Raw genomic sequence first — 18163 nt, 5'->3', positions numbered from 1 at the left:
CCTAGACTCGCTCCCAGGCTATAGGGAGAGGGTCACGATGCGCATCGACATCAAGCACATCGAGAAGTTGATAGGCAGCGGTGATCGCCTCGTCTGTTTGGAAGGATCGCCGGCCGCGGCTTTGGAGGCGCTGAGCGCGTACGCACGTACCAGCGCACGCGCGATCTACTGCTGGCATCCCAGCAAGGGCCTGCGCCGCGTCAGCGCGCCCCATATCGCCATCCCCGGCACCGACACGCTGCGCGGCGCCCTGAAGCACGTGCAGAACACGCGCCACTACGGTGTTTACGCCTTTCACGGCTGTGCCAAGGAGTTGGGCGACCCGACCATCGCGAGTCTGCTCCAGTCGCTGGCCTCACCCCCGCAGCCGGACAGGCTCATCCTCCTGCTCGACGGCGGCATACACCTCGCGCCGGGCTTGCGCCGCACGCCGCCACCGCGGCGCACGGCGCGCACCGCGACTAGGGCGTAATGGCCGCGCAGCGCGCCTGGAGCACACATGCAGTGCACTTCGGGCGCGGGCGGCAGACCTTCTTCGCGTGCAGCACGATCAGCGCGTGATATTCATTGAACAGCGCCACCGGCGCCGGCTCGGCGGCCAAGCTTTGTTCGAAGCGCGCGCGCAGCGCTTCATACGGTTCGGTACCTTCGATCAAGCCCAAGCGGGCGAATAGCCGACGCGTATAGGCGTCGATCACGAATACCGGCCGCTCGAAGGCATACAGCAGGATGTCGTCGGCCGTTTCCGGTCCAATACCGTGGACGGCCAGCAAGGCCTCGCGCAACGCGGGCGTTGGCAGGCGCTTCAGGCCCGCATACCCGCCGCGCTCCAGATACCAGCGACAGAACGCCGTCAGGCGCCGCGCCTTGACGTTGAAATACCCCACCGGGCGCAGCGCCGCGGCCAGCACCGTCGGATCCAGCGCCAACAGCGCCGCCGGCTCCAGCGGCGCCTCGGCACGCAGTGCCGTCAGCGCGCGCTCCACGTTGGTCCACGAGGTGTTCTGGGTGAGAATCGCCCCCACCATGGTCTCGAAGGGGCTCTCGGCCGGCCACCAGCCCTGCGCGCCATGCACCTGGTACAGGGCGCGATAGACGGCCAGGGCGTCGCGGATGCTCATCCTCGGCGCGGCTTGGGCCGTCCTCTGCTTGGCGGCCTGGTGGGCCGCTTGACGGCCGAGGGCGAGGCGGCGCGCCGCGGCGCGGCCGCGCGCGGGGAACGCGGGGCCTTACCGCCGCGCCCCTCGCCCTTGCCCCGCACCGGTCGGCGCGTAGGACCCGCCCGCTCCGCCGACAGGCCGGCGGCGCGCAGCAACTCGCGCACCGCCCCGAGTTCCAGCGCCTCCCAGCGCCCGGCCCGCAGCCCACGCGGCAGCGTGATCGGCCCGTAGCGCACCCGGATCAGGCGACTCACGGTGATCCCCTGACTCTCCCACAGGCGGCGCACCTCGCGGTTGCGCCCTTCGCGCAGCACCACGTGGTACCAATGGTTGACCCCCTCGCCCCCCGCCGGGCGAATGAGGTCGAAGGCCGCCGACTGGCCGTCGAGTTCGACCCCCTCGCGCAGGCGGGCCAGCGTCTCCTTGGACACCTCGCCCACCACCCGCACGGCGTACTCGCGTTCGATCTCGGTACTGGGGTGCATGAGGCGGTGGGCCAACTCGCCGTCGTTGGTCAACAGCAAGAGCCCGAGGGTGTTGAGGTCCAGCCGCCCCACCGCTATCCAGCGCCCCTGCGCGAGCCGTGGCAGGGTGTCGAACACCGTCGGGCGCCCCTCCGGGTCGCTGCGGGTACTCACCACGCCCACCGGTTTGTGATAGACCAGCACCCGCGTCTCCATCGGCGCGGTTTGCGCGTGCGGAATCACCCGCCCGTCGACCCGCAGCACGTCCTGCGGCCCCACGCGTTGGCCGAGCGTCGCACGCTGGCTGTTCACGCTTACGCGCCCGGCGACTATCCAGTCCTCCAGCTCGCGGCGCGACCCGAGGCCCGCGCGCGCGAGCACCTTCTGTAGTTTCTCGTCCATGGTTCAGCGCGCCGACTCGGCCGCTTCGGGTTCCTCGTCCAGGTCATCGTGTTCCGCGTCGACGGCGTCGGCTTCGAGCGCGGCCCCAAAACCGCCATCCTCGCCCCTTGGCGTCTCGCCGGCTTCATCAGGCCCGCCTTCGTCGATGGCGGCGTCATCGTTGAGGTCGTCTGCCACGGCATGCACCTCTTCCTCGCCCGGTTCCGGCTGGTCCTCGGACGGGAGGGCATCGGGCGCCCCGAGGTCGAGTTCCGCGTTGATACGGTCGATATCGCGCAACTCGGCCAGCGTCGGTAATTCGTCCAGGCTGCTCAGTCCGAAGTAATCCAGGAACGTCCGCGTGGTGCCATACAGCGCCGGGCGCCCCGGCACGTCGCGGTGTCCGACCACGCGCACCCATTCGCGCTCCAGCAGGGTCTTGACGATCTGCGTGGAGACGCTCACCCCGCGAATGTCCTCGATCTCGGCGCGGGTGATGGGCTGGCGGTAGGCGATCAGCGCGAGGGTCTCCATCAGCGCGCGCGAATAGCGCGCGGGCCGTTCCTCCCACAGGCGCGATACCCACGGCGCCAGATCCTGGCGCACCTGCAGGCGCCAGCCGCTGGCAACCTCCTGCAGTTCGATGCCCCGCCCCGCACAGTCCTCGCCCAGGTGCTCCAGGGCCTCGAGGACCTCACGCCGCGCGGGCGGCTCGTCGGTGCCGAACAGCCCGAGCAGACGCTCGACCGACAGCGGCTCGCCGGCGGCCAACAGTGCCGCCTCGACTATATGCTTCAGTTCCGGGCGATTCATGCGGCGATCCCCTCGCGATTCATGCCGTCGTCCCCTCCCGCAGGCGCACGTGAATGGGGCCGAAGGGTTCGGCCTGGACCAACTCGACCAGGGTCTGCTTGATGAGTTCGAGCAATGCCAGCAACGTGACCACGACGCCGCGCCGGCCCTCGTCGAGGGTAAACAAGCTGGTGAATTCGGTAAACCGCTCCGGACCGAGCGCCTCCAGCAGCCGCGACATGCGCTCGCGCACCGACAGGGGTTCGCGCTGGATCTGGTGGTGCGCGAACATCTCGGCGCGCGACATCACATCCCGGATAGCGGCCAGGATCTCCGCCAGATCCACCTGCGGCGGCGCGCGCCCCTCGTGGCGCGGCGGGTCGGGCACGCGCGCCGGGAAGATGTCGCGCCCCACCTGCGGCAGGGCATCGATGTCCTCCGCCGCCTGCTTGTAGCGCTCGTACTCCTGCAGGCGGCGCACCAGCTCGGCGCGCGGGTCATCTTCGTCGCCCTCCTCGGTGGGTCGCGGCAACAGCATGCGCGATTTGATCTCGGCCAGCATGGCGGCCATCACCAGGTACTCGGCCGCCAACTCGAGTTGCAGCTCTTTCATCACCTCGACGTAGTCCATGTACTGTCGTGTGATCTCGGCGATGGGGATATCCAGCACGTCCAGGTTCTGGCGCTTGATGAGGTACAGCAACAGATCCAGCGGCCCCTCGAAGGCGTCCAGAAACACCTCCAGGGCCTCGGGGGGGATGTATAGGTCCTTGGGCAGCGTCAACAAGGCGTTGCCCTGCACGATGGCGAAGGGCATCTCCTCCTGCTGCGGTACGTCCGGCGTCTGCATCGTTCCCCCTAGAGAACGTTCTATGGAATGAACTGCGGGCGCGCAGCTCAGCGGTGCACCAGGCCCATCACGCTGCGCACCTCGTCCAGCGTGGCGCGGGCCACTTCCCGTGCCGCCTCGCAACCGTCATTGACGATGCTGCGCACCATGCCGAGGTCTTCGATGTACGGCTGGGCGCGCTCGCGCAGCTGGGCGAGCTCCGCCTGCACGGCATCGATCACCGGGCGCTTGCATTCCAGGCAGCCGATCCCGGCGCTGCGACAGCCCTGCTGCACCCACTCTTTCACGTCCTCGCCGGAGTACACCTTGTGCAGTTCCCACACCGGGCACTTCTCCGGCTCACCCGGATCGGTGCGGCGCACGCGCGCCGGGTCGGTCGGCATGGTGCGGATGCGCGTCTCGACCTGGGCCGGGTCCTCGCGCAGGGCGATGGTATTGCCGTAGGACTTGGACATCTTCTGCCCGTCGAGCCCCGGCATGCGCGAGGCGCGCGTCAGCAGCGCCTGCGGCTCGGGCAGGATGATGCGGCTGCTGCCCTCCAGGTAGCCCACCAGGCGCTCGCGATCGCCCAGGGTGATGTTCTGCTGATCCTCCAGCAAGGCGCGCGCCGTGTCCAATGCGCCGGCGTCGCCCTCCTCCTGAAAGCGGCGTCGTAGCTCCCGGTACAGGCGCGCGTTCTTCTTGCCCATCTTGGCGGCGGCCGTCTCGGCGCGCACCTCGAAGTCCGGCTCGCGACCGTAGAGGTGATTGAAGCGGCGCGCCACCTCGCGCGTCAACTCGACGTGGGCCACCTGGTCCTCGCCCACCGGGACGTAGCCCGCCTTGTAGGCCAGGATGTCGGCGCTCTGCAGCAGGGGGTAGCCGAGAAAGCCGTAGGTGGCGAGGTCCTTGTCGCGCAGCTTCTCCTGCTGGTCCTTGTAGGTCGGCACCCGTTCGAGCCAGCCGAGCGGGGTCATCATCGACAGCAGCAGGTGCAACTCGGCGTGCTCGGGCACGCGCGATTGGATGAAGATGCGCGCCGCACCGGGACTCACCCCCGCCGCCAGCCAGTCGATCACCATGTCCCACACATACTGGGAGATGCCTTGCGGGTTCTCGTAATCGGTGGTGAGCGCGTGCCAGTCCGCCACGAAGAAGTAACACTCGTACTCGTGCTGGAGTTTGACCCAGTTCTTCAACACGCCGTGATAGTGCCCCAAGTGCAGCGGGCCGGTGGGCCGCATGCCGGAGAGCACGCGGCGGTTCTGCGTGACCACGTTCAACGAATTCCCCTCATCTCACGAATATCTGATGCAGCAGGCCCTGTAGCGCCTCGATCGGCGGCCATAGGATCATGCCCAATACGCCGGTGGCCAGCAGCCCCAGCAGGATGAACAGGCCGAACGGCTCCAGCCGGTCGAAGCGCCAGCTCAGCGGGCCGGGCAGCAAACCCGACACGACCCGCCCCCCATCGAGCGGCGGCAGCGGTAACAGGTTCAACACCATCAGGATGATGTTGATGAGAATGCCCGCCGCACCCATGTACAGCAGCGGCAGACCGAGCCACGGCATCTCCCCCATCAGCATCAGGCCCAAACGGGCGACCAAGGCCCAGGCGACCGCCATCAGCAGATTCGCCCCGGGTCCTGCGAGCGCCACCAGGATCATGTCGCGCTTGGGCTTGCGCAGATTCTGCCAGGTCACCGGCACCGGCTTTGCCCACCCGAACACAAAGCCGGTGAACACCAGCAGGATGCCCGGCACCAGCACGGTGCCCACGGGGTCGACGTGCTTGATCGGATTGAGGGTGAGGCGCCCCATCATCAGGGCGGTGGGGTCGCCGAGGCGGCGTGCCATCCAGCCGTGGGCGACCTCGTGTACCGTGATGGCGAACAGCACCGGCAGCGCCCAGACCGCGATGCGCTGCATGAGGTCTAAATCTTCCATCGGCGGATTATAACTGGTTAGAAGGTCGAAACGCCCGTCCGTGGGGCGTTTCGACCACGCCCCGTGAGAAGCGTGGTTCTCACGGGGCTGCGTTTCCCGCCTGTGCGGGGAACGGCGGCACCTCCCTGTGCCGCAGCCTCGCCCCGGCGTAGCCGCTGCTTGAAGGTCGAAACGCCCGTCCATGGGGCGTTTCGTCCACGCCCCATGAGAAGCGCGGTTCTCATGGGGCTGCGTTTCCCGCCTGTGCGGGAAACGGCGGCACCTCCCTGTGCCGCAGCCTCGCCCCGGCGTAGCCGCTGCTTGAAGGTCGAAACGCCCGTCCATGGGGCGTTTCGACCACGCCCCCTGAGCAGCGTGGTTCTCACGGGGCTGCGTTCCCCGCCCCCGCGGGGAACGGCGGCACCTCCCTGTGCCGGACCCGCGCGCACGGGAAGCCTTCGCGCCATCCGATGCGGCGGGGCACCGAAGGGATCTCGCCATGGGCCCCGGGTCCCCGGCGAGATGGCCAAAACCCGGCGGCCGTGAGGCCGCCGGGCTTCGACGGTGTCAGGCGCCGACCATGCGGAGGTCCCCCGCGCCGGGACGCACCACCACCGGCGGGCCCTCGAGCAGATCGACCACCGTGGTGGGCTCCGCCTGGGTCAACCCCGCGTCGATCAGCAGGTCGATCTGCGACCCTAGTCGCTCGCCGATCTCATGCGGATCGGTAAGCGGTTGCGCGCTGGACGGCAGGATGAGCGTGGAGCTCAGGATCGGCTCGTCCAACTCCGCGAGCAGGCTGAGGGCGACCGGATGGTCAGGCACACGCAGTCCGATGGTCTTGCGCTTGGGATGCTGCAGGCGCCGCGGTACCTCGCGGGTGGCGCGCAGTATGAACGTGTAGGCCCCCGGCGTGAGTGACTTCAGCAGCCGATACTGGCTGTTGTCGACGCGCGCGTACTGCCCCAGTTCCGACAGGTCGCGGCAGATCAGCGTGAGATGGTGATGATCCGGCAGCTCGCGGATCCGACGAATGCGCTCGATGCCCTCCTTGTCCCCCAAACGACAACCAAGGGCATAGCCCGAGTCGGTTGGGTACACCATCAGCGCGCCGGCGCGCAGGGCCTCCGCGGCCTGTCGCACCAACCGCAATTGCGGGTTAACGGGGTGTATGCGCAGCATTTGCATCTCGGTGCCTCCTTGTCTCACCGGTCCGCGCTACGCGGAGCCGGTCAGTGCCAGGTGTGCCAAATAGGTCGGCAGCCCGCAGGTAGCTCCGGCAGCCGACCGAGTTCTGCGTAACCTCCGTCCGGGTCGTGAAAATCCGAACCGACGGAGGCCAACAAGCCATGACGGCGTGCGAACGTCGCCATCAGCACACTGTCGCGCGGCGCGTGGCTGCCGGAGATCACCTCCAGCCCCTCGCCGCCCGCCGCGCGAAATTCTTCCAGCAAGATATTGAGCTTGGTGCGGGTGAGTTTGTAACGCGCCGGATGCGCCAGCACGGCTTGGCCGCCCGCGCCGTGAATCCAGCCAAGCGCCTCCTCGAGCGACGCCCATTGGCCGGGGACGTGGCCCGGCTTGCCCTGCGTGAGGTAGCGTTTGAACACGTGGCCGAAATTGCGCGCCTTGCCCAGTGCCAACAGATGGCGGGCGAAATGAGTGCGGCCGATGATGGCGCCGTGCGCGTAGCCCTTCGCGCCGGCGTAGGCGTCGGGGATACCGTGCGCCTCCAGGCGGCGCGCGATCTCCTCGGCGCGCCAGCCGCGGAACGCGCGCAGACGCGCGAGTCCCTCGCGCAGGCCGGCGTCGGCCGGATCGACCCCCAACCCCAACACGTGCAAGGTACGCCCCGCCCAGCTTACCGACACTTCCACCCCCGGAATCAGCCGGATGCCGCATTCGCGCGCGGCCGCCTCGGCCTCGGGTAGCCCGTCCAGGCCGTCGTGGTCGGTGAGCGCGAGCACGCCGACGCCTTGCGCCTGGGCGCGCCGAACCAGCAATGTCGGAGTGAGCGTACCGTCGGAATACGTGGAGTGGGCGTGGAGGTCGTGGACGACTGCCATGGCTTGAGTGTAACGCATCCGCCGCGACCCTGTCTCGCGACGGATGCCGCATCTCGAAGGGGTTTATACTGGGACGAGGTCCGCAAACACCGGGGCTTCCGAACACCGGGGCTTCTACTTCAACCAGTTGTGTCGTCGGCGGGATTGCCGCCCGGGAGAACGCCATGTCCGGCTCCGCAGCACCCCACCGTATCCACGCCCTCGAGTTGGGGCCGATGGAGAACTTCGTCTACCTGATCGAGGATCGCGAGAGCGGCCGCGCGGCCATCGTCGACCCCGCCTGGGACCCGGCGCGCGTGATGGCCCTGGCGCACGAGCACGGCCTGCGCGTGACCGACGTGCTGCTCACCCACAGCCATCACGATCACATCAACGGCATCGAGCAGGTATTGGACGAAACCGACGCCCAACTCCATCTATTGAAGGCCGAGGCCGAGTTTTGGGAGGCGCCGTTGATACGGCCCACCCTGCATCACGGGGGCGACGTCCTGGAACTCGGCGCGACCCGCATCGAGCTCCTGCACACGCCCGGCCACACCCCCGGCTCGGCCTGCTTCCGGCTCGGCAACGACCTCATCACGGGCGACACCCTGTTCGTGTTCGGCTGCGGGCGCTGCGATCTTCGCGGCGGCGATCCCGAGCAGATGTTCCACACCCTGCGGGGCCTGCGCGAGAACCTGCCGGCCAACACCCTGCTGCACCCGGGGCACAACTACGCCGAGCGCACCACCTCCACCTGGGAAGAACAGCTGCACGGCAATCCCTTTCTGCACTTCGACGCCCTGCCCGACTTCGTGCATTACCGCATGCGGGAGCACGACCGCCACCGCCACACACCCTACGGACCGGTATCGGCGGCCGAGGTGCGCAAGGGTTCCGGCCGCTAGGCGATCGCGCGACGGGGCCGCCCAGCGGCGATCGCGGCAGATACCGCCGGTAGCCCTCCCACGGCTGCATATACTGGAATAGAAGGCGCGCCGCGCCGGCTATCGGGAGGCCTCTCATGAAACGGATACTCTTGCTGCTCGCCTGCCTGGCAATCCTCTCGTTCGGCGCCCCCGCCGCGCTGGCGGATGAGCCGCGCGTCCAAATCCTGTCTCCCTCGGACGGCGAGGCGGTAGACATGATGGAGCAGACGCGGGTCGAGTACGAGGTCGTGCCCGGGCCGCGCGGCGACCACGTCCACGTCTATGTGGACGGCAACGAGGTGGACATCCTGCGCCAGCTCACGGGCGGCTACACCCTGGCCACGCTTGAGCCTGGCGAGCGCGAGGTCTGCATCAAGGTCGTCAACCGCGCCCACGTCCCCATCGGGGTCGAGGACTGCGTCACGCTCGCCGTGCAGTAGGCGATGTACCTACTCGAGAACCTCGCCTACGCGCTGGTCCAACTCGCGCACAACTTCGGCGCGGTGGCGGTGGTCGGCGGCGCGATATTCGCCCTTTGGCCGGTGCCTCAGACCGAGGCGGTGCAGCGCAGCCTCGCCTGGCTGGTGCTGACCGGCTGGGCGGTGCAGATCACCAGTGGCGTACTGTTCGGCGTGGTGTCCTACCTTGCCTACGGCACCCTGCCCGACTTGAGCGCCATCGCCTTGAGCGCGCTGGCGATCAAGATCCTCAGCACGATCGGCGGCCTCACCGCGGCCATCGTGTACCTGCGGGGCGGCACGCGCTGGACGACCCCGCGGCGCCGGCACACCTGGCACCTGCTGGCGGGCCTGGGCGCGCTCGCCCTCGCCGCGGCGGCATTTCTGCGCTGGTTCTCCTGAGCCCTACCCGGGGCCGTGTTAGACTGCGCCCTTTGTCGATAGCGCAGAGGATGCGATGGAAACCGGATCGAGCAGCACCGATGCCTTGTGCCAGGGCCTGACGGCAGCGGCGGCGGAGGTCGCGAACGCCTACCGCCAGGCGCCGACGGCCGAGCAGGCGGAGGTCGTCACGCCCGAACTGCTGGCCGAGGCGATCGACCAGTTTGTCCAGATCGTCGCGCGCCTGGAGAGCGATTTCGCCGCCGCGCGCACCTCGGTCAGCAGCGAACCGGAAGACATGACCCAGCTGATCGGCTACGGGCTGGACCTGCTCAATGACCTGGGCCAGTGGGCCGCACAACTGAACCTCACGAGCACCCGCCCGCGCATCGACGCACTCGCCGTCCCCCTCGCCCTGTGGGGAGTGCGCCGCGGCGGCCGCCTGAACAACCTCGAACCGGTCGTGAACGCGCTCGCCGTCGCCGCCAACGCGACGCAGGAGCCCCGGCAGCTCGCGCAGCTCGTGCCCGTCATGGGCGAAATCGCCGCAGGCGCCGCCGAGGAGATCCGCCAGGATCTGGACCAGAGCAACCCGGCACGCCCCTGGCGTATCCTGCACCTCAACCGGGCCATCGTCGCCACGCGGGCCAACGACCCCGCCCTGATGCGCAAGGCCTTCGACGACCTGATCCAGGCGCTGCCCACTGACGCGCCGGGCTTCTTCGAAGAGGGCATGCGCCAGATGGAGGCGCTCGACTATCCGGCGCCGGTGCGCGAGGTCATGAGCGAATACCACCGGCGTTTCCAAGACGGCGGCGCGCTCCACTAGCCGCGCTCCCTACCGGCTCCGCACGCTAAAGAAGGTCAACCATGCTCTACGCAATCTTCTGCCACGACGTCGAAGAGAGCCTGCCGGCCCGCCAGCAGGCGCGCCCGGCCCATCTTGAGCGCCTGCAGGCGCTGAAGGCCGAAGGCCGGTTGGTGCTTGCTGGCCCCATGCCCGCGATCGACAGCCCCGATCCGGGCCCGGCGGGCTTCATCGGCAGCCTCATCGTGGCGGAGTTCGAATCGCTGGATGCGGCCTACGCGTGGGCCTCCGCCGACCCTTACATCGATGCCGGCGTCTACGCCAGCGTGGATATCAAGCCTTTCAAGTACGTATTGCCTTGACCGGCACCCATCCCGAGGACGACACATGACGTACGCACGACACACCCTCGCCGGCATCGCCGCACTCGCCGCCCTGCTGACGCTCACCGCCTGCAACAACGGCGATCCCGCCACGGCAACGGACGACACCGCCTACACCGAAGGCGAAGTGGTGGCGCGCGTGAACAATGTCCCCATCACCCGGCCGCTGCTGGAGAGCTACGCCGAGCAGCGCGGGGAGCAACTGAGCGAGCGCCTGCTCCAGGAGATGGTGGACCGCCAGTTGGTCTACCAGGCCGCGTTGGATCAGGGGCTGCATCGCGATCCGGCGATTGCCGCCGAGATGCAGAACTACCGCATCAGCGTGCTCGCCAATGCGGCGGTGCGTTACCAGATGCTCGGCCACAACCCTTCGGACGAGGAGCTGCGCGCGCTGTATGAGGAAGAGGTCGGCGCCGCCGATCAGACCGAGTACCGCGCCAGCCACATCCTGGTGGCCGACGAGGAAACCGCGCAGGGGCTCATCGAGCAGTTGAACGAGGGCGCGGACTTCGCCGAACTGGCCCAGGAGCACTCGGCGGATGCCTCCGCCAGCGCCGGCGGCGACCTCGGCTGGTTCAGCGCCGAGCAGATGGTGGAGCCCTTCGCGGAGGCGCTGCGTCAGCTCGAACCCGGTGCGCACACCACCGAGCCGGTGCAGACGCAGTTTGGCTGGCACGTCGTGCGGCTGGAAGACACCCGCACCAGCACCCCGCCGCCCTTCGAGGCCGTGGAAGAAGACCTGCGCAACAACGCGCGCATGCGCCACGTCGAGAACTGGATCGAGTCGCTGCGCGAAAACGCCGAGGTGCAGATCGAGTCGGCCGAGTAACCGCGGTCTACGGATCCGGGGGCATGCGGCTTGCGCCGCATGCCCCTTTTCAGTGGTAGGGCGCAAGACGTTGTCGCAATAAGCGCAGCGCATTGCGCCTTTGGGCGCCGGATACTCGCGCCGCGCTAGGCACACGCCCCGTGCGTTGCCGATCTACCGAAGCCTTGCAGTTACCGCCTCTGGTGACCGCTCGCAACGCGCATCACCATCGCGCCGGATCCAAGACGTAAGGCACGAGTTTCGCTTGGGCACTACCGATACCAGCGACGCCCCGTGTCCGTGCTACCCCTCAACCCTCATGCTCACGCAGCAGCCCGTGCAAGGCCTGCTCGTCCAGCACCGGCACCCCCAGTGCTTCGGCCTTGGTGAGTTTGGAACCGGCCTCGGCCCCGGCGATAACCGCGGTGGTCTTGCGCGACACGCTGCCCGCGACCTTTGCGCCCAGCGCCTCCAGCCGCCCCTTGGCCTCCTCACGCGTCATACTGTCCAAGGTCCCGGTGAGCACGTAGGTGTGGCCCGCCAACGGCAATGCCTCCCGCGGGCGCGGCGCGCTCTCGGGCCAGTGCACGCCGGCCGCGCGCAGGCGCGCGATCACCTCGCGGTTGTGATCCTGCCGGAAGAAGGCCACCACGTGCGCCGCCACGATCGGTCCTACATCGGGCACCTGCTGCAGGGCCTCCTCGTCAGCCGCCATGATCGCCTCCAGACTGCCGAAGTGGTCGGCCAACTGCTTGGCGGTCGCCTCGCCCACCTCGCGCACGCCGATTGCGAACAGAAAACGCGCCAGCGTCGTCTCGCGGCTGTGATCCAGCGCCGCGACCAGATTCGCCGCGGATTTCTCGCCCATGCGCTCGAGCTCTGCCCACTGCGCGGCCGAGAGCTCGTACAGGTCTGCCGGATCGCGCACCCAGCCGCGCTCCACCACCTGCTCGATGAGGCGCTCGCCCAGGCCGTCGATGTCCATGGCCCGGCGCGAGGCGAAGTGCTTGAGTGACTCACGCCGCTGCGCCGCGCAGAACAGCCCGCCCGAGCAGCGCGCAACCGCCTCGCCCTCGGCGCGCACCACCTCCGAGCCGCACACCGGACAATGCGCGGGCAGTTCGACTTCGCGCGTGTCCTTGGGCCGCAGCTCGGGCACCACGCGCACCACCTCGGGGATGACGTCGCCGGCGCGGCGCACCACCACTGTGTCGCCGATGCGCACGTCCTTGCGGCGCACCTCGTCCATATTGTGCAGCGTGGCGTTACGCACCGTGACCCCGCCGACGAACACCGGCTCGAGCCGCGCCGCGGGCGTCAGCGCGCCGGTGCGCCCGACGCTGAACCACACGTCGCTCAGCACGCTGGTGGCCTCTTCGGCCGGAAACTTGTGCGCCACGGCCCAGCGCGGGGCGCGCGACACGAACCCGAGCGCGGCCTGCCAATCGCGCCGATCGACCTTGTACACCACCCCGTCGATCTCGTAGGGCAACGCCGCACGGCGCGCACCGATGCGCTCGAAATAGTCCAGGCAGCCTGCGTAGCCGCGCACCACGGCGCGCTCCTCGTTGACCCGCAGTCCCCACTCGATGAGGCCGTCGAGTATTGCCGAGTGGGTGTCGGGCAGCGTGCCGCCTTCGGCAATGCCGGTGCCGTAGCAGAAGATCTCCAACGGGCGCTGGGCGGTGACAGAGGGGTCGAGCTGGCGCAGGCTGCCGGCCGCGGCATTGCGCGGATTGGCAAACACCTTGTCGCCCCGCTCCCGTGCGCGCGCGTTCAAGGCCTCGAAGCCCTGGCGGGTCATCACCACCTCACCGCGCACCTCCAACCGGGACGGAAACCCGCGCCCGCGCAGGCGCAGCGGTATGGTGGGTATGGTGCGGATGTTGTGGGTGACGTCTTCGCCCGTCACGCCGTCGCCGCGCGTGGCGGCGCGGACCAAGAGGCCGTCCTCGTACAGCAGGCTCACCGCCAACCCGTCGAGCTTGGGCTCCGCGGCGTAGTCCACGGCCTCCACGTCCAGACGCTCGCGCGTGCGCCGATCGAACTCGCGCAAATCGTCCTCGCTGAACACGTTGTCCAGCGACAACATGGGCAGCTCGTGACGCACGGACCCGAACTGCTTGAGCGGCGCGCCGCCCACCCGCTGCGTGGGCGAGTCGGGCGTGACCAGCTCGGGGTGCGCGGCCTCCAGCTCGCGCAGCTCCTGCATCAGCGCGTCGTAGGCAGCGTCGGAGATCTCCGGGTCATCGAGCACGTAATAGCGGTAGTCATGGTGCTGAATGGCCTCGCGCAGGGCCTGCAGGCGGGTCTGTACCGCATCGCGCGACGTCGCTTGCACCACCGCCCGCGCCCTCAGCGCACGCGCGCGCCGACGCGGCGACGGAACTCGAACGCCTCGATGCGCTCACGCAGGTGGGCCACCGTCTGCGGGGTGAGCACGCTGCGGGTCTCATCGTTGAGTTCCGCGCCGAGCTGCGCCGCGATCCCATGGGCCGCCTCGAGCATCGCCTCGAACACCTCCCGCGCGTCGAACGGCCCCGGCGCCTGCATGAACAAGGCGATGCCCGGCGTCTGCAAGGCTGGCAGTTCCTCCGGGGTAAGCGTGCCGGGCTTGACCATATTGGCGGCGCTGAACAGGCTCGCCCCGCTTGCGTCATGGCGGTGATAGATACCCATCTCGCCGAACTGCATATCCGCCTGCGCGAGCGCCGCGGCGAGCGCTTCGCCATCGAGCAGGACATCCCGCGCCATCACGTGCAACGCGATGATCAAGGAGTCGTCCGGCGCCGGCCGGGCCGGCTCGGCGGTGCCGCTGCGCGGCTGCGCCTGCGGTTTCGCGACCGCCGGTCGCCGCGCGGCCGGCGGCTCTGGGACCGTTCGGGGCTCCGCAGGCGCCGCCGCGGCGGCGGGCCGGGCCACGGGCGGCGCGGCGGCCGGGCGCTTGAGCAGGGAGCGCAGGCTCTGCGTACGTGGCGGCGGCGAGCGACGCACCGGCGCCGGCTCGGCGGCCGGGCGCGCGGGCTGCGCCGGCGACTGTTGATCGCCCCGATCGGCCGAGATCATGCCCGACAGGCGTTCGAACTCCTCGGCCATCAGGACGTCTTCGGAGATCTCCCCCCACTCGCCCCCCCGCTCCGACGGCAGGAGCTCGTCCCGCTGGGCGCGGCGGTGCCATTCCCGGCGCCCCCACCAATAAATACCCGCGATGATCACCACCGCGATGGCCAGCAGGGTCCAACGCAGACCGTCCATCGTCTCGCTCCCTCGGTTGTTGTTCAGACCGCGGCGAGTTCCGCGGCCTCTTCCACGTCCACCGCCACCAGGCGCGACACGCCCGGCTCGGTCATGGTGACGCCCATCAGGTGGTGGGCCATCTCCATGGTCGCCTTGTTATGGCTGATAAAGATGAACTGAATGCGCTCCGACATCTCGCGCACCAGGGTGCAGAAGCGCCCCACGTTCGCCTCGTCCAGCGGCGCGTCGACCTCGTCCAGCATACAAAACGGCGCAGGGTTCAGCTCGAAGATGGCGAACACCAGCGCCACCGCGGTGAGCGCCTTCTCGCCGCCGGACAGCAGATGAATGGTGCTGTTGCGCTTGCCGGGCGGGCGCGCCATCACGGTGACGCCGGTGTCGAGCAGGTCGTCGCCGGTCAGTTCGAGATACGCATGCCCGCCGCCGAACAAGCGGGGGAACATGCTCTGCAGCCCGCTGTTGACCTTGTCGAAGGTCTCCTTGAAGCGGGTGCGCGTTTCACGGTCGATCTTGCGGATCGCGTCTTCCAGCGTCGCCAGCGCCTCCGACAGGTCGGCGTGCTGGGCGTCCAGGTAGCGCTTGCGCTCGGACTGCTGCTCGTACTCGTCGATGGCGGCGAGGTTGATGGGCCCGAGTCGCTGGATGCGCTGCGCCAGCTCCTCCACGCGCGCCTGCCAGGCGGCCTCCTCGGCCTCGGGCGGCAGCTCGGCGGCCAGCGCCTCGGGCGAGTGCCCGGCTTCGTCCAGGTGCTCGCGCAGCGTGGCCGCGCGGACCTTGAGCTCCTGCGCGGCCAGGCGTGCCCCTTCCAGACCCTCGCGCACCGCCTGCGCGCGCTGCTCGGCGCGCTGACGCTCGGCGTCCAACTCGCGCAGCGCCTGATCCAATTCCCCGGCACGCGCCCGCGCCTGCGCCAATTCCTCTTCCACGGTCACGCGCCGCGCGAGTTCGGCGTCCAGCGCCTGCTCCTGCTCGGCGAGCGGCGCGGCGGCCTCTTCCACCGCGCGCGCGAGCTGTTCGCGCCGCTGCACCAAATGGGCGTGCTGCGCCTGCAGGCGTGTCTGGGCGCTGCGGGTCTCCTGCAGCGCGGTGCGCATGGACTGGATGCGCAGGGCCTGCTCGTGGGCGCGCTCGCGTGCGGCGTTCGCCTGCGCCCTGACCTCGTCCAAGCGCTCGCGCAGGGTCTCGCGTCGGCTCTGCCACTGCTCGCGCTGAACGGCGTCCTCTTCCATCTGCGCCAGCGCCGCGTGCAGGCGCGAGCGCACCTCGGCCTCCTCGGCCTGGGCGCCCGCCAGTTGCTCGTCGAGCTCGGCCAGCTCGGCGCGCAGGCGTTCCTGGCGCAGGGCGATCTGCTCGCGGCGCGCGCGCCGCGCGCTCTCCTGCGACTGCAACTCGGAGAGGCGGCGCACCAGCGCCTGCAGCTCGCTCTGCGCGGCCTCGCGCGCCCGCTCCCGTTCCTCCAGCGCGGCGCGCGACTGCTGCAGCCGCTCGGCCAGCGCCTGCACCCGCGCCTCGGCCTCCTCGGCCTCGGCGGCCACGGCCTCCAGTTCCTCGGCGCGCGCCAACACGCCGGCCCGCTCGTCGGTGCCCTGCGCGACCCGCAGCCAGTGCGGCCCGATCCAAACGGCCTCGGGGGTGATCAGGGACTCGTGGGGCGCGAGCGTCGGACGCGCGGCCAGCGCCGCGTCCAGGCTATCCGCGCAATAGATGCCGCCCAACAGGCCGGCCAGCGACCACGGCGCGCGCACCCGCTCGGCCAGCGGCGTGAGGCCGTCCCGCTGCGGCAACGCGCCCTGACGCGCCGGCTCGATGAGGCACAGCACACCCTCGCCGAGTTCGTCCAGGCTGCGCGCCGGGGCCTCCAGGGCCTCCACCACCACACCCTCGAGGCGTTCGCCGAGCACGGCCTCCACGGCGCGCTCCCACCCGCCGTCGACCCGCAGCGCCTCGGCCAGCCGGTGGGCGCCTTCCAGTCCGCGCGCCGCCAGCCAGTCGTTCACCGCACCCTTGCGCTTGCCGAGGGCGGCCTGCTGCAAAGCCTCCAACGACGCGCGGCGACCCTGCAGGCTCTGCACCCGCCGCCGCGCCTCGTCGAGCTCGGCCGCCATGCCGGTGCCCTGCTCGCGCGCCTCGGCCACCGCCGCCTGCGCCTCGGCGAGGCCGCCGTCCAATACCTCGCGGCGCGCTTCGAGCTCCTCGCGCTCCTGCACCAGCGCCTCCAGCCGGGCATCCTCCTGCGCGGCGGCTAGGTTCTCCGCCTCCTCGGCCAGACGCGCGCGGCGCGTCGCGGCCTGGCGCTGCTGCTGCTCCAGGTGCTCCAGGCGCGCGCGCTCCAGCTGCGCGGTCTGCGAGGGCCGCGCCGACTGCTGGCTGAACTCCTCCCAGCCGACCTGCCACACGTGCATGGCCTGCTCGGCCTCGGCCAGCGCGGCCGCGGCCTCCTCCTGAGCGGCGCCGGCTTCGGCGGCGGCAGGCTCCTCGGCAGCCAGCGAGGTCTCCAGCTCGCTCATGCGGCGCGCGTCGTCCCCGAGGTGGGCATCGACGTCCGCCAACTGGCGCTCGGTCTGGGCCAGGTCCTCGGCCTGCTGGCGGCGGCGCTCCCGGCCATGCTGCAGGGCCTGCTCCAGGCGCGCGATGTCCGCGCCGAGCGCGTAGTAACGTGCCTGCACGGTGTTCAGCTGCTCGGCGGCGGCGCTCTGCGCCTCACGCCGGTGTTCGATGGCGGCCTCGGCCGCGCGCACCGCCGCGATCTCGGCCTCGAGTGCGGTCTCCTGCTCGCCGATCAGCGCCCCGTGCTGTGCCATACGCTCCTCGAGCGCATGCAGGCGCAGGAGCGCGAGCTGCCCCTTGGTCAGGCGCTCCTCCTGCTTGAGACTCTGGTAGCGCTCAGCGGTGCGGGCTTGGCGCTGCAGGTGGGCGAGCTGCTTATCGAGTTCGTCGCGCAGGTCGTTCAGACGGTCGAGGTTCTCGCGCGTGTGACGCATGCGGTTCTCGGTCTCGCGGCGGCGCTCCTTGTACTTGGAGATGCCGGCGGCCTCCTCCAGGAACACGCGCAGTTCCTCGGGGCGGGCCTCGATCAGGCGGGAGATGGTGCCCTGTTCGATGATCGCGTAGCTGCGGGGTCCGAGGCCGGTACCGAGGAAGATGTCGGTGATATCGCGTCGACGACAGCGCGTGCCGTTCAGGTAATAAGAGGATTGACCGTCGCGGGTCACCATGCGCTTGACGGCGATTTCGGCGTACTGGGCGTACTGCCCGCCGAGCGTGCCGTCGCTGTTGTCGAAGATGAGTTCGATGGACGCCTGCCCGACCGGCTTGCGCCCGGTGGAGCCGTTGAAGATGACGTCGGCCATGGAGTCGCCGCGCAGGTGCTTGGCGGAACTCTCGCCCATCACCCAGCGCACCGCGTCGATGGTGTTGGATTTGCCGCAGCCGTTGGGGCCGACGATGCCCACCAGATTACTCGGCAGGGGGAGCGTGGTCGGGTCGACGAAGGACTTGAAGCCCGCCAGCTTGATCTTGCTCAGTCGCATGAATAACCGCC

At 69.6% G+C, this 18163-nt stretch carries 18 protein-coding genes; 7 read left to right on the top strand and 11 right to left on the bottom strand.

All coding sequences use genetic code 11. The features are described 5' to 3' along the window. The first annotated feature begins 37 nt into the window (after positions 1 to 37). On the top strand, positions 38 to 472 hold the full coding sequence (locus HUS23_13585; protein QKT04767.1) for a hypothetical protein: 435 nt from the start codon (positions 38 to 40) through the stop codon (positions 470 to 472). Here HUS23_13585 and HUS23_13580 read toward each other — a convergent pair. The 8 genes from HUS23_13580 to HUS23_13545 all read right to left on the bottom strand — a co-directional run bounded on the left by HUS23_13580 (position 462) and on the right by HUS23_13545 (position 7618). Then, positions 462 to 1121, bottom strand: a complete 660-nt coding sequence (locus tag HUS23_13580; protein ID QKT04766.1) for an endonuclease — start codon at positions 1119 to 1121, stop codon at positions 462 to 464. The two genes, HUS23_13585 and HUS23_13580, sit on opposite strands and share 11 nt — an antisense overlap. Then, a complete protein-coding gene (locus HUS23_13575) occupies positions 1118 to 2026 on the bottom strand; it encodes a pseudouridine synthase (protein QKT04765.1) in 909 nt (302 codons plus the stop codon). Before HUS23_13575 ends, HUS23_13580 begins: the two co-directional genes overlap by 4 nt. 3 nt (positions 2027 to 2029) lie before the next feature. Further along, positions 2030 to 2818 carry an SMC-Scp complex subunit ScpB gene (gene scpB, locus HUS23_13570; GenBank protein ID QKT04764.1) on the bottom strand — a complete coding sequence of 263 codons (789 nt, stop codon included), beginning with the start codon at positions 2816 to 2818 and terminating at the stop codon, positions 2030 to 2032. A gap of 19 nt (positions 2819 to 2837) precedes the next feature. Next, a complete protein-coding gene (locus HUS23_13565; GenBank protein QKT04763.1) occupies positions 2838 to 3647 on the bottom strand; it encodes a segregation/condensation protein A in 810 nt (269 codons plus the stop codon). A 47-nt stretch (positions 3648 to 3694) separates the two neighbouring features. Then, the gene (locus HUS23_13560) at positions 3695 to 4882 is read right to left on the bottom strand and encodes a tryptophan--tRNA ligase (GenBank protein ID QKT05094.1); all 1188 of its coding nucleotides are present in this window, start codon (positions 4880 to 4882) and stop codon (positions 3695 to 3697) included. A 37-nt stretch (positions 4883 to 4919) separates the two neighbouring features. Further along, on the bottom strand, positions 4920 to 5573 hold the full coding sequence (locus HUS23_13555) for a site-2 protease family protein (protein ID QKT04762.1): 654 nt from the start codon (positions 5571 to 5573) through the stop codon (positions 4920 to 4922). Positions 5574 to 6119: 546 nt separating this feature from the next. Further along, positions 6120 to 6740, bottom strand: a complete 621-nt coding sequence (locus HUS23_13550) for a threonylcarbamoyl-AMP synthase (protein QKT04761.1) — start codon at positions 6738 to 6740, stop codon at positions 6120 to 6122. Positions 6741 to 6784: 44 nt separating this feature from the next. Next, positions 6785 to 7618: a PHP domain-containing protein gene (locus tag HUS23_13545; protein QKT05093.1), complete on the bottom strand. Its 834-nt coding sequence runs from the start codon at positions 7616 to 7618 to the stop codon at positions 6785 to 6787. Between the two features lie 164 nt (positions 7619 to 7782). Here HUS23_13545 and HUS23_13540 point away from each other — a divergent pair, with 164 nt between their 5' ends. The 6 genes from HUS23_13540 to HUS23_13515 all read left to right on the top strand — a co-directional run bounded on the left by HUS23_13540 (position 7783) and on the right by HUS23_13515 (position 11385). Beyond that, a complete protein-coding gene (locus HUS23_13540; GenBank protein QKT04760.1) occupies positions 7783 to 8505 on the top strand; it encodes an MBL fold metallo-hydrolase in 723 nt (240 codons plus the stop codon). 116 nt (positions 8506 to 8621) lie between these two features. Further along, positions 8622 to 8966 (top strand): hypothetical protein, encoded by a 345-nt coding sequence (locus HUS23_13535; protein ID QKT04759.1) that lies wholly within the window; start codon positions 8622 to 8624, stop codon positions 8964 to 8966. Positions 8967 to 8969: 3 nt separating this feature from the next. Beyond that, positions 8970 to 9386 (top strand): hypothetical protein, encoded by a 417-nt coding sequence (locus tag HUS23_13530; GenBank protein QKT04758.1) that lies wholly within the window; start codon positions 8970 to 8972, stop codon positions 9384 to 9386. Between the two features lie 55 nt (positions 9387 to 9441). Continuing rightward, the gene (locus tag HUS23_13525; GenBank protein ID QKT04757.1) at positions 9442 to 10194 is read left to right on the top strand and encodes a hypothetical protein; all 753 of its coding nucleotides are present in this window, start codon (positions 9442 to 9444) and stop codon (positions 10192 to 10194) included. 41 nt (positions 10195 to 10235) lie between these two features. Next, on the top strand, positions 10236 to 10535 hold the full coding sequence (locus HUS23_13520) for a YciI family protein (protein ID QKT04756.1): 300 nt from the start codon (positions 10236 to 10238) through the stop codon (positions 10533 to 10535). A 25-nt stretch (positions 10536 to 10560) separates the two neighbouring features. Continuing rightward, complete coding sequence (locus HUS23_13515) at positions 10561 to 11385, top strand: peptidylprolyl isomerase (GenBank protein QKT04755.1); 825 nt, start codon at positions 10561 to 10563, stop codon at positions 11383 to 11385. Positions 11386 to 11674: 289 nt separating this feature from the next. Here HUS23_13515 and ligA read toward each other — a convergent pair whose 3' ends face one another. The 3 genes from ligA to smc are packed head-to-tail and all read right to left on the bottom strand — an operon-like array spanning position 11675 to position 18152. Next, positions 11675 to 13705: an NAD-dependent DNA ligase LigA gene (gene ligA / locus HUS23_13510; protein ID QKT05092.1), complete on the bottom strand. Its 2031-nt coding sequence runs from the start codon at positions 13703 to 13705 to the stop codon at positions 11675 to 11677. A 14-nt stretch (positions 13706 to 13719) separates the two neighbouring features. Beyond that, positions 13720 to 14619: a cell division protein ZipA gene (zipA, locus tag HUS23_13505; GenBank protein QKT04754.1), complete on the bottom strand. Its 900-nt coding sequence runs from the start codon at positions 14617 to 14619 to the stop codon at positions 13720 to 13722. 23 nt (positions 14620 to 14642) lie between these two features. Then, positions 14643 to 18152, bottom strand: coding sequence for a chromosome segregation protein SMC (gene smc, locus HUS23_13500; GenBank protein QKT04753.1), 3510 nt, complete (start codon positions 18150 to 18152; stop codon positions 14643 to 14645). Positions 18153 to 18163: the final 11 nt, after the last annotated feature.

This window comes from Ectothiorhodospiraceae bacterium 2226 (assembly GCA_013348725.1).
GTDB lineage: Bacteria > Pseudomonadota > Gammaproteobacteria.
Note: the sequence above shows the minus strand (reverse complement) of the source record. Positions and strands in the feature narration are given on the sequence as shown.

What these genes read in the sequence shown, in the direction of transcription:
- HUS23_13580 (QKT04766.1), bottom strand. Translation starts at nt 1,121, where the DNA reads ATGAGCATCCGCGACGCCCTGGCCGTCTATCGCGCCCTGTACCAGGTG.
- HUS23_13520 (QKT04756.1), top strand. Translation starts at nt 10,236, where the DNA reads ATGCTCTACGCAATCTTCTGCCACGACGTCGAAGAGAGCCTGCCGGCC.
- HUS23_13525 (QKT04757.1), top strand. Translation starts at nt 9,442, where the DNA reads ATGGAAACCGGATCGAGCAGCACCGATGCCTTGTGCCAGGGCCTGACG.
- HUS23_13575 (QKT04765.1), bottom strand. Translation starts at nt 2,026, where the DNA reads ATGGACGAGAAACTACAGAAGGTGCTCGCGCGCGCGGGCCTCGGGTCG.
- smc (QKT04753.1), bottom strand. Translation starts at nt 18,152, where the DNA reads ATGCGACTGAGCAAGATCAAGCTGGCGGGCTTCAAGTCCTTCGTCGAC.
- scpB (QKT04764.1), bottom strand. Translation starts at nt 2,818, where the DNA reads ATGAATCGCCCGGAACTGAAGCATATAGTCGAGGCGGCACTGTTGGCC.
- HUS23_13540 (QKT04760.1), top strand. Translation starts at nt 7,783, where the DNA reads ATGTCCGGCTCCGCAGCACCCCACCGTATCCACGCCCTCGAGTTGGGG.
- HUS23_13530 (QKT04758.1), top strand. Translation starts at nt 8,970, where the DNA reads ATGTACCTACTCGAGAACCTCGCCTACGCGCTGGTCCAACTCGCGCAC.
- HUS23_13565 (QKT04763.1), bottom strand. Translation starts at nt 3,647, where the DNA reads ATGCAGACGCCGGACGTACCGCAGCAGGAGGAGATGCCCTTCGCCATC.
- HUS23_13515 (QKT04755.1), top strand. Translation starts at nt 10,561, where the DNA reads ATGACGTACGCACGACACACCCTCGCCGGCATCGCCGCACTCGCCGCC.
- HUS23_13550 (QKT04761.1), bottom strand. Translation starts at nt 6,740, where the DNA reads ATGCAAATGCTGCGCATACACCCCGTTAACCCGCAATTGCGGTTGGTG.
- HUS23_13535 (QKT04759.1), top strand. Translation starts at nt 8,622, where the DNA reads ATGAAACGGATACTCTTGCTGCTCGCCTGCCTGGCAATCCTCTCGTTC.
- zipA (QKT04754.1), bottom strand. Translation starts at nt 14,619, where the DNA reads ATGGACGGTCTGCGTTGGACCCTGCTGGCCATCGCGGTGGTGATCATC.
- HUS23_13585 (QKT04767.1), top strand. Translation starts at nt 38, where the DNA reads ATGCGCATCGACATCAAGCACATCGAGAAGTTGATAGGCAGCGGTGAT.
- HUS23_13545 (QKT05093.1), bottom strand. Translation starts at nt 7,618, where the DNA reads ATGGCAGTCGTCCACGACCTCCACGCCCACTCCACGTATTCCGACGGT.
- HUS23_13555 (QKT04762.1), bottom strand. Translation starts at nt 5,573, where the DNA reads ATGGAAGATTTAGACCTCATGCAGCGCATCGCGGTCTGGGCGCTGCCG.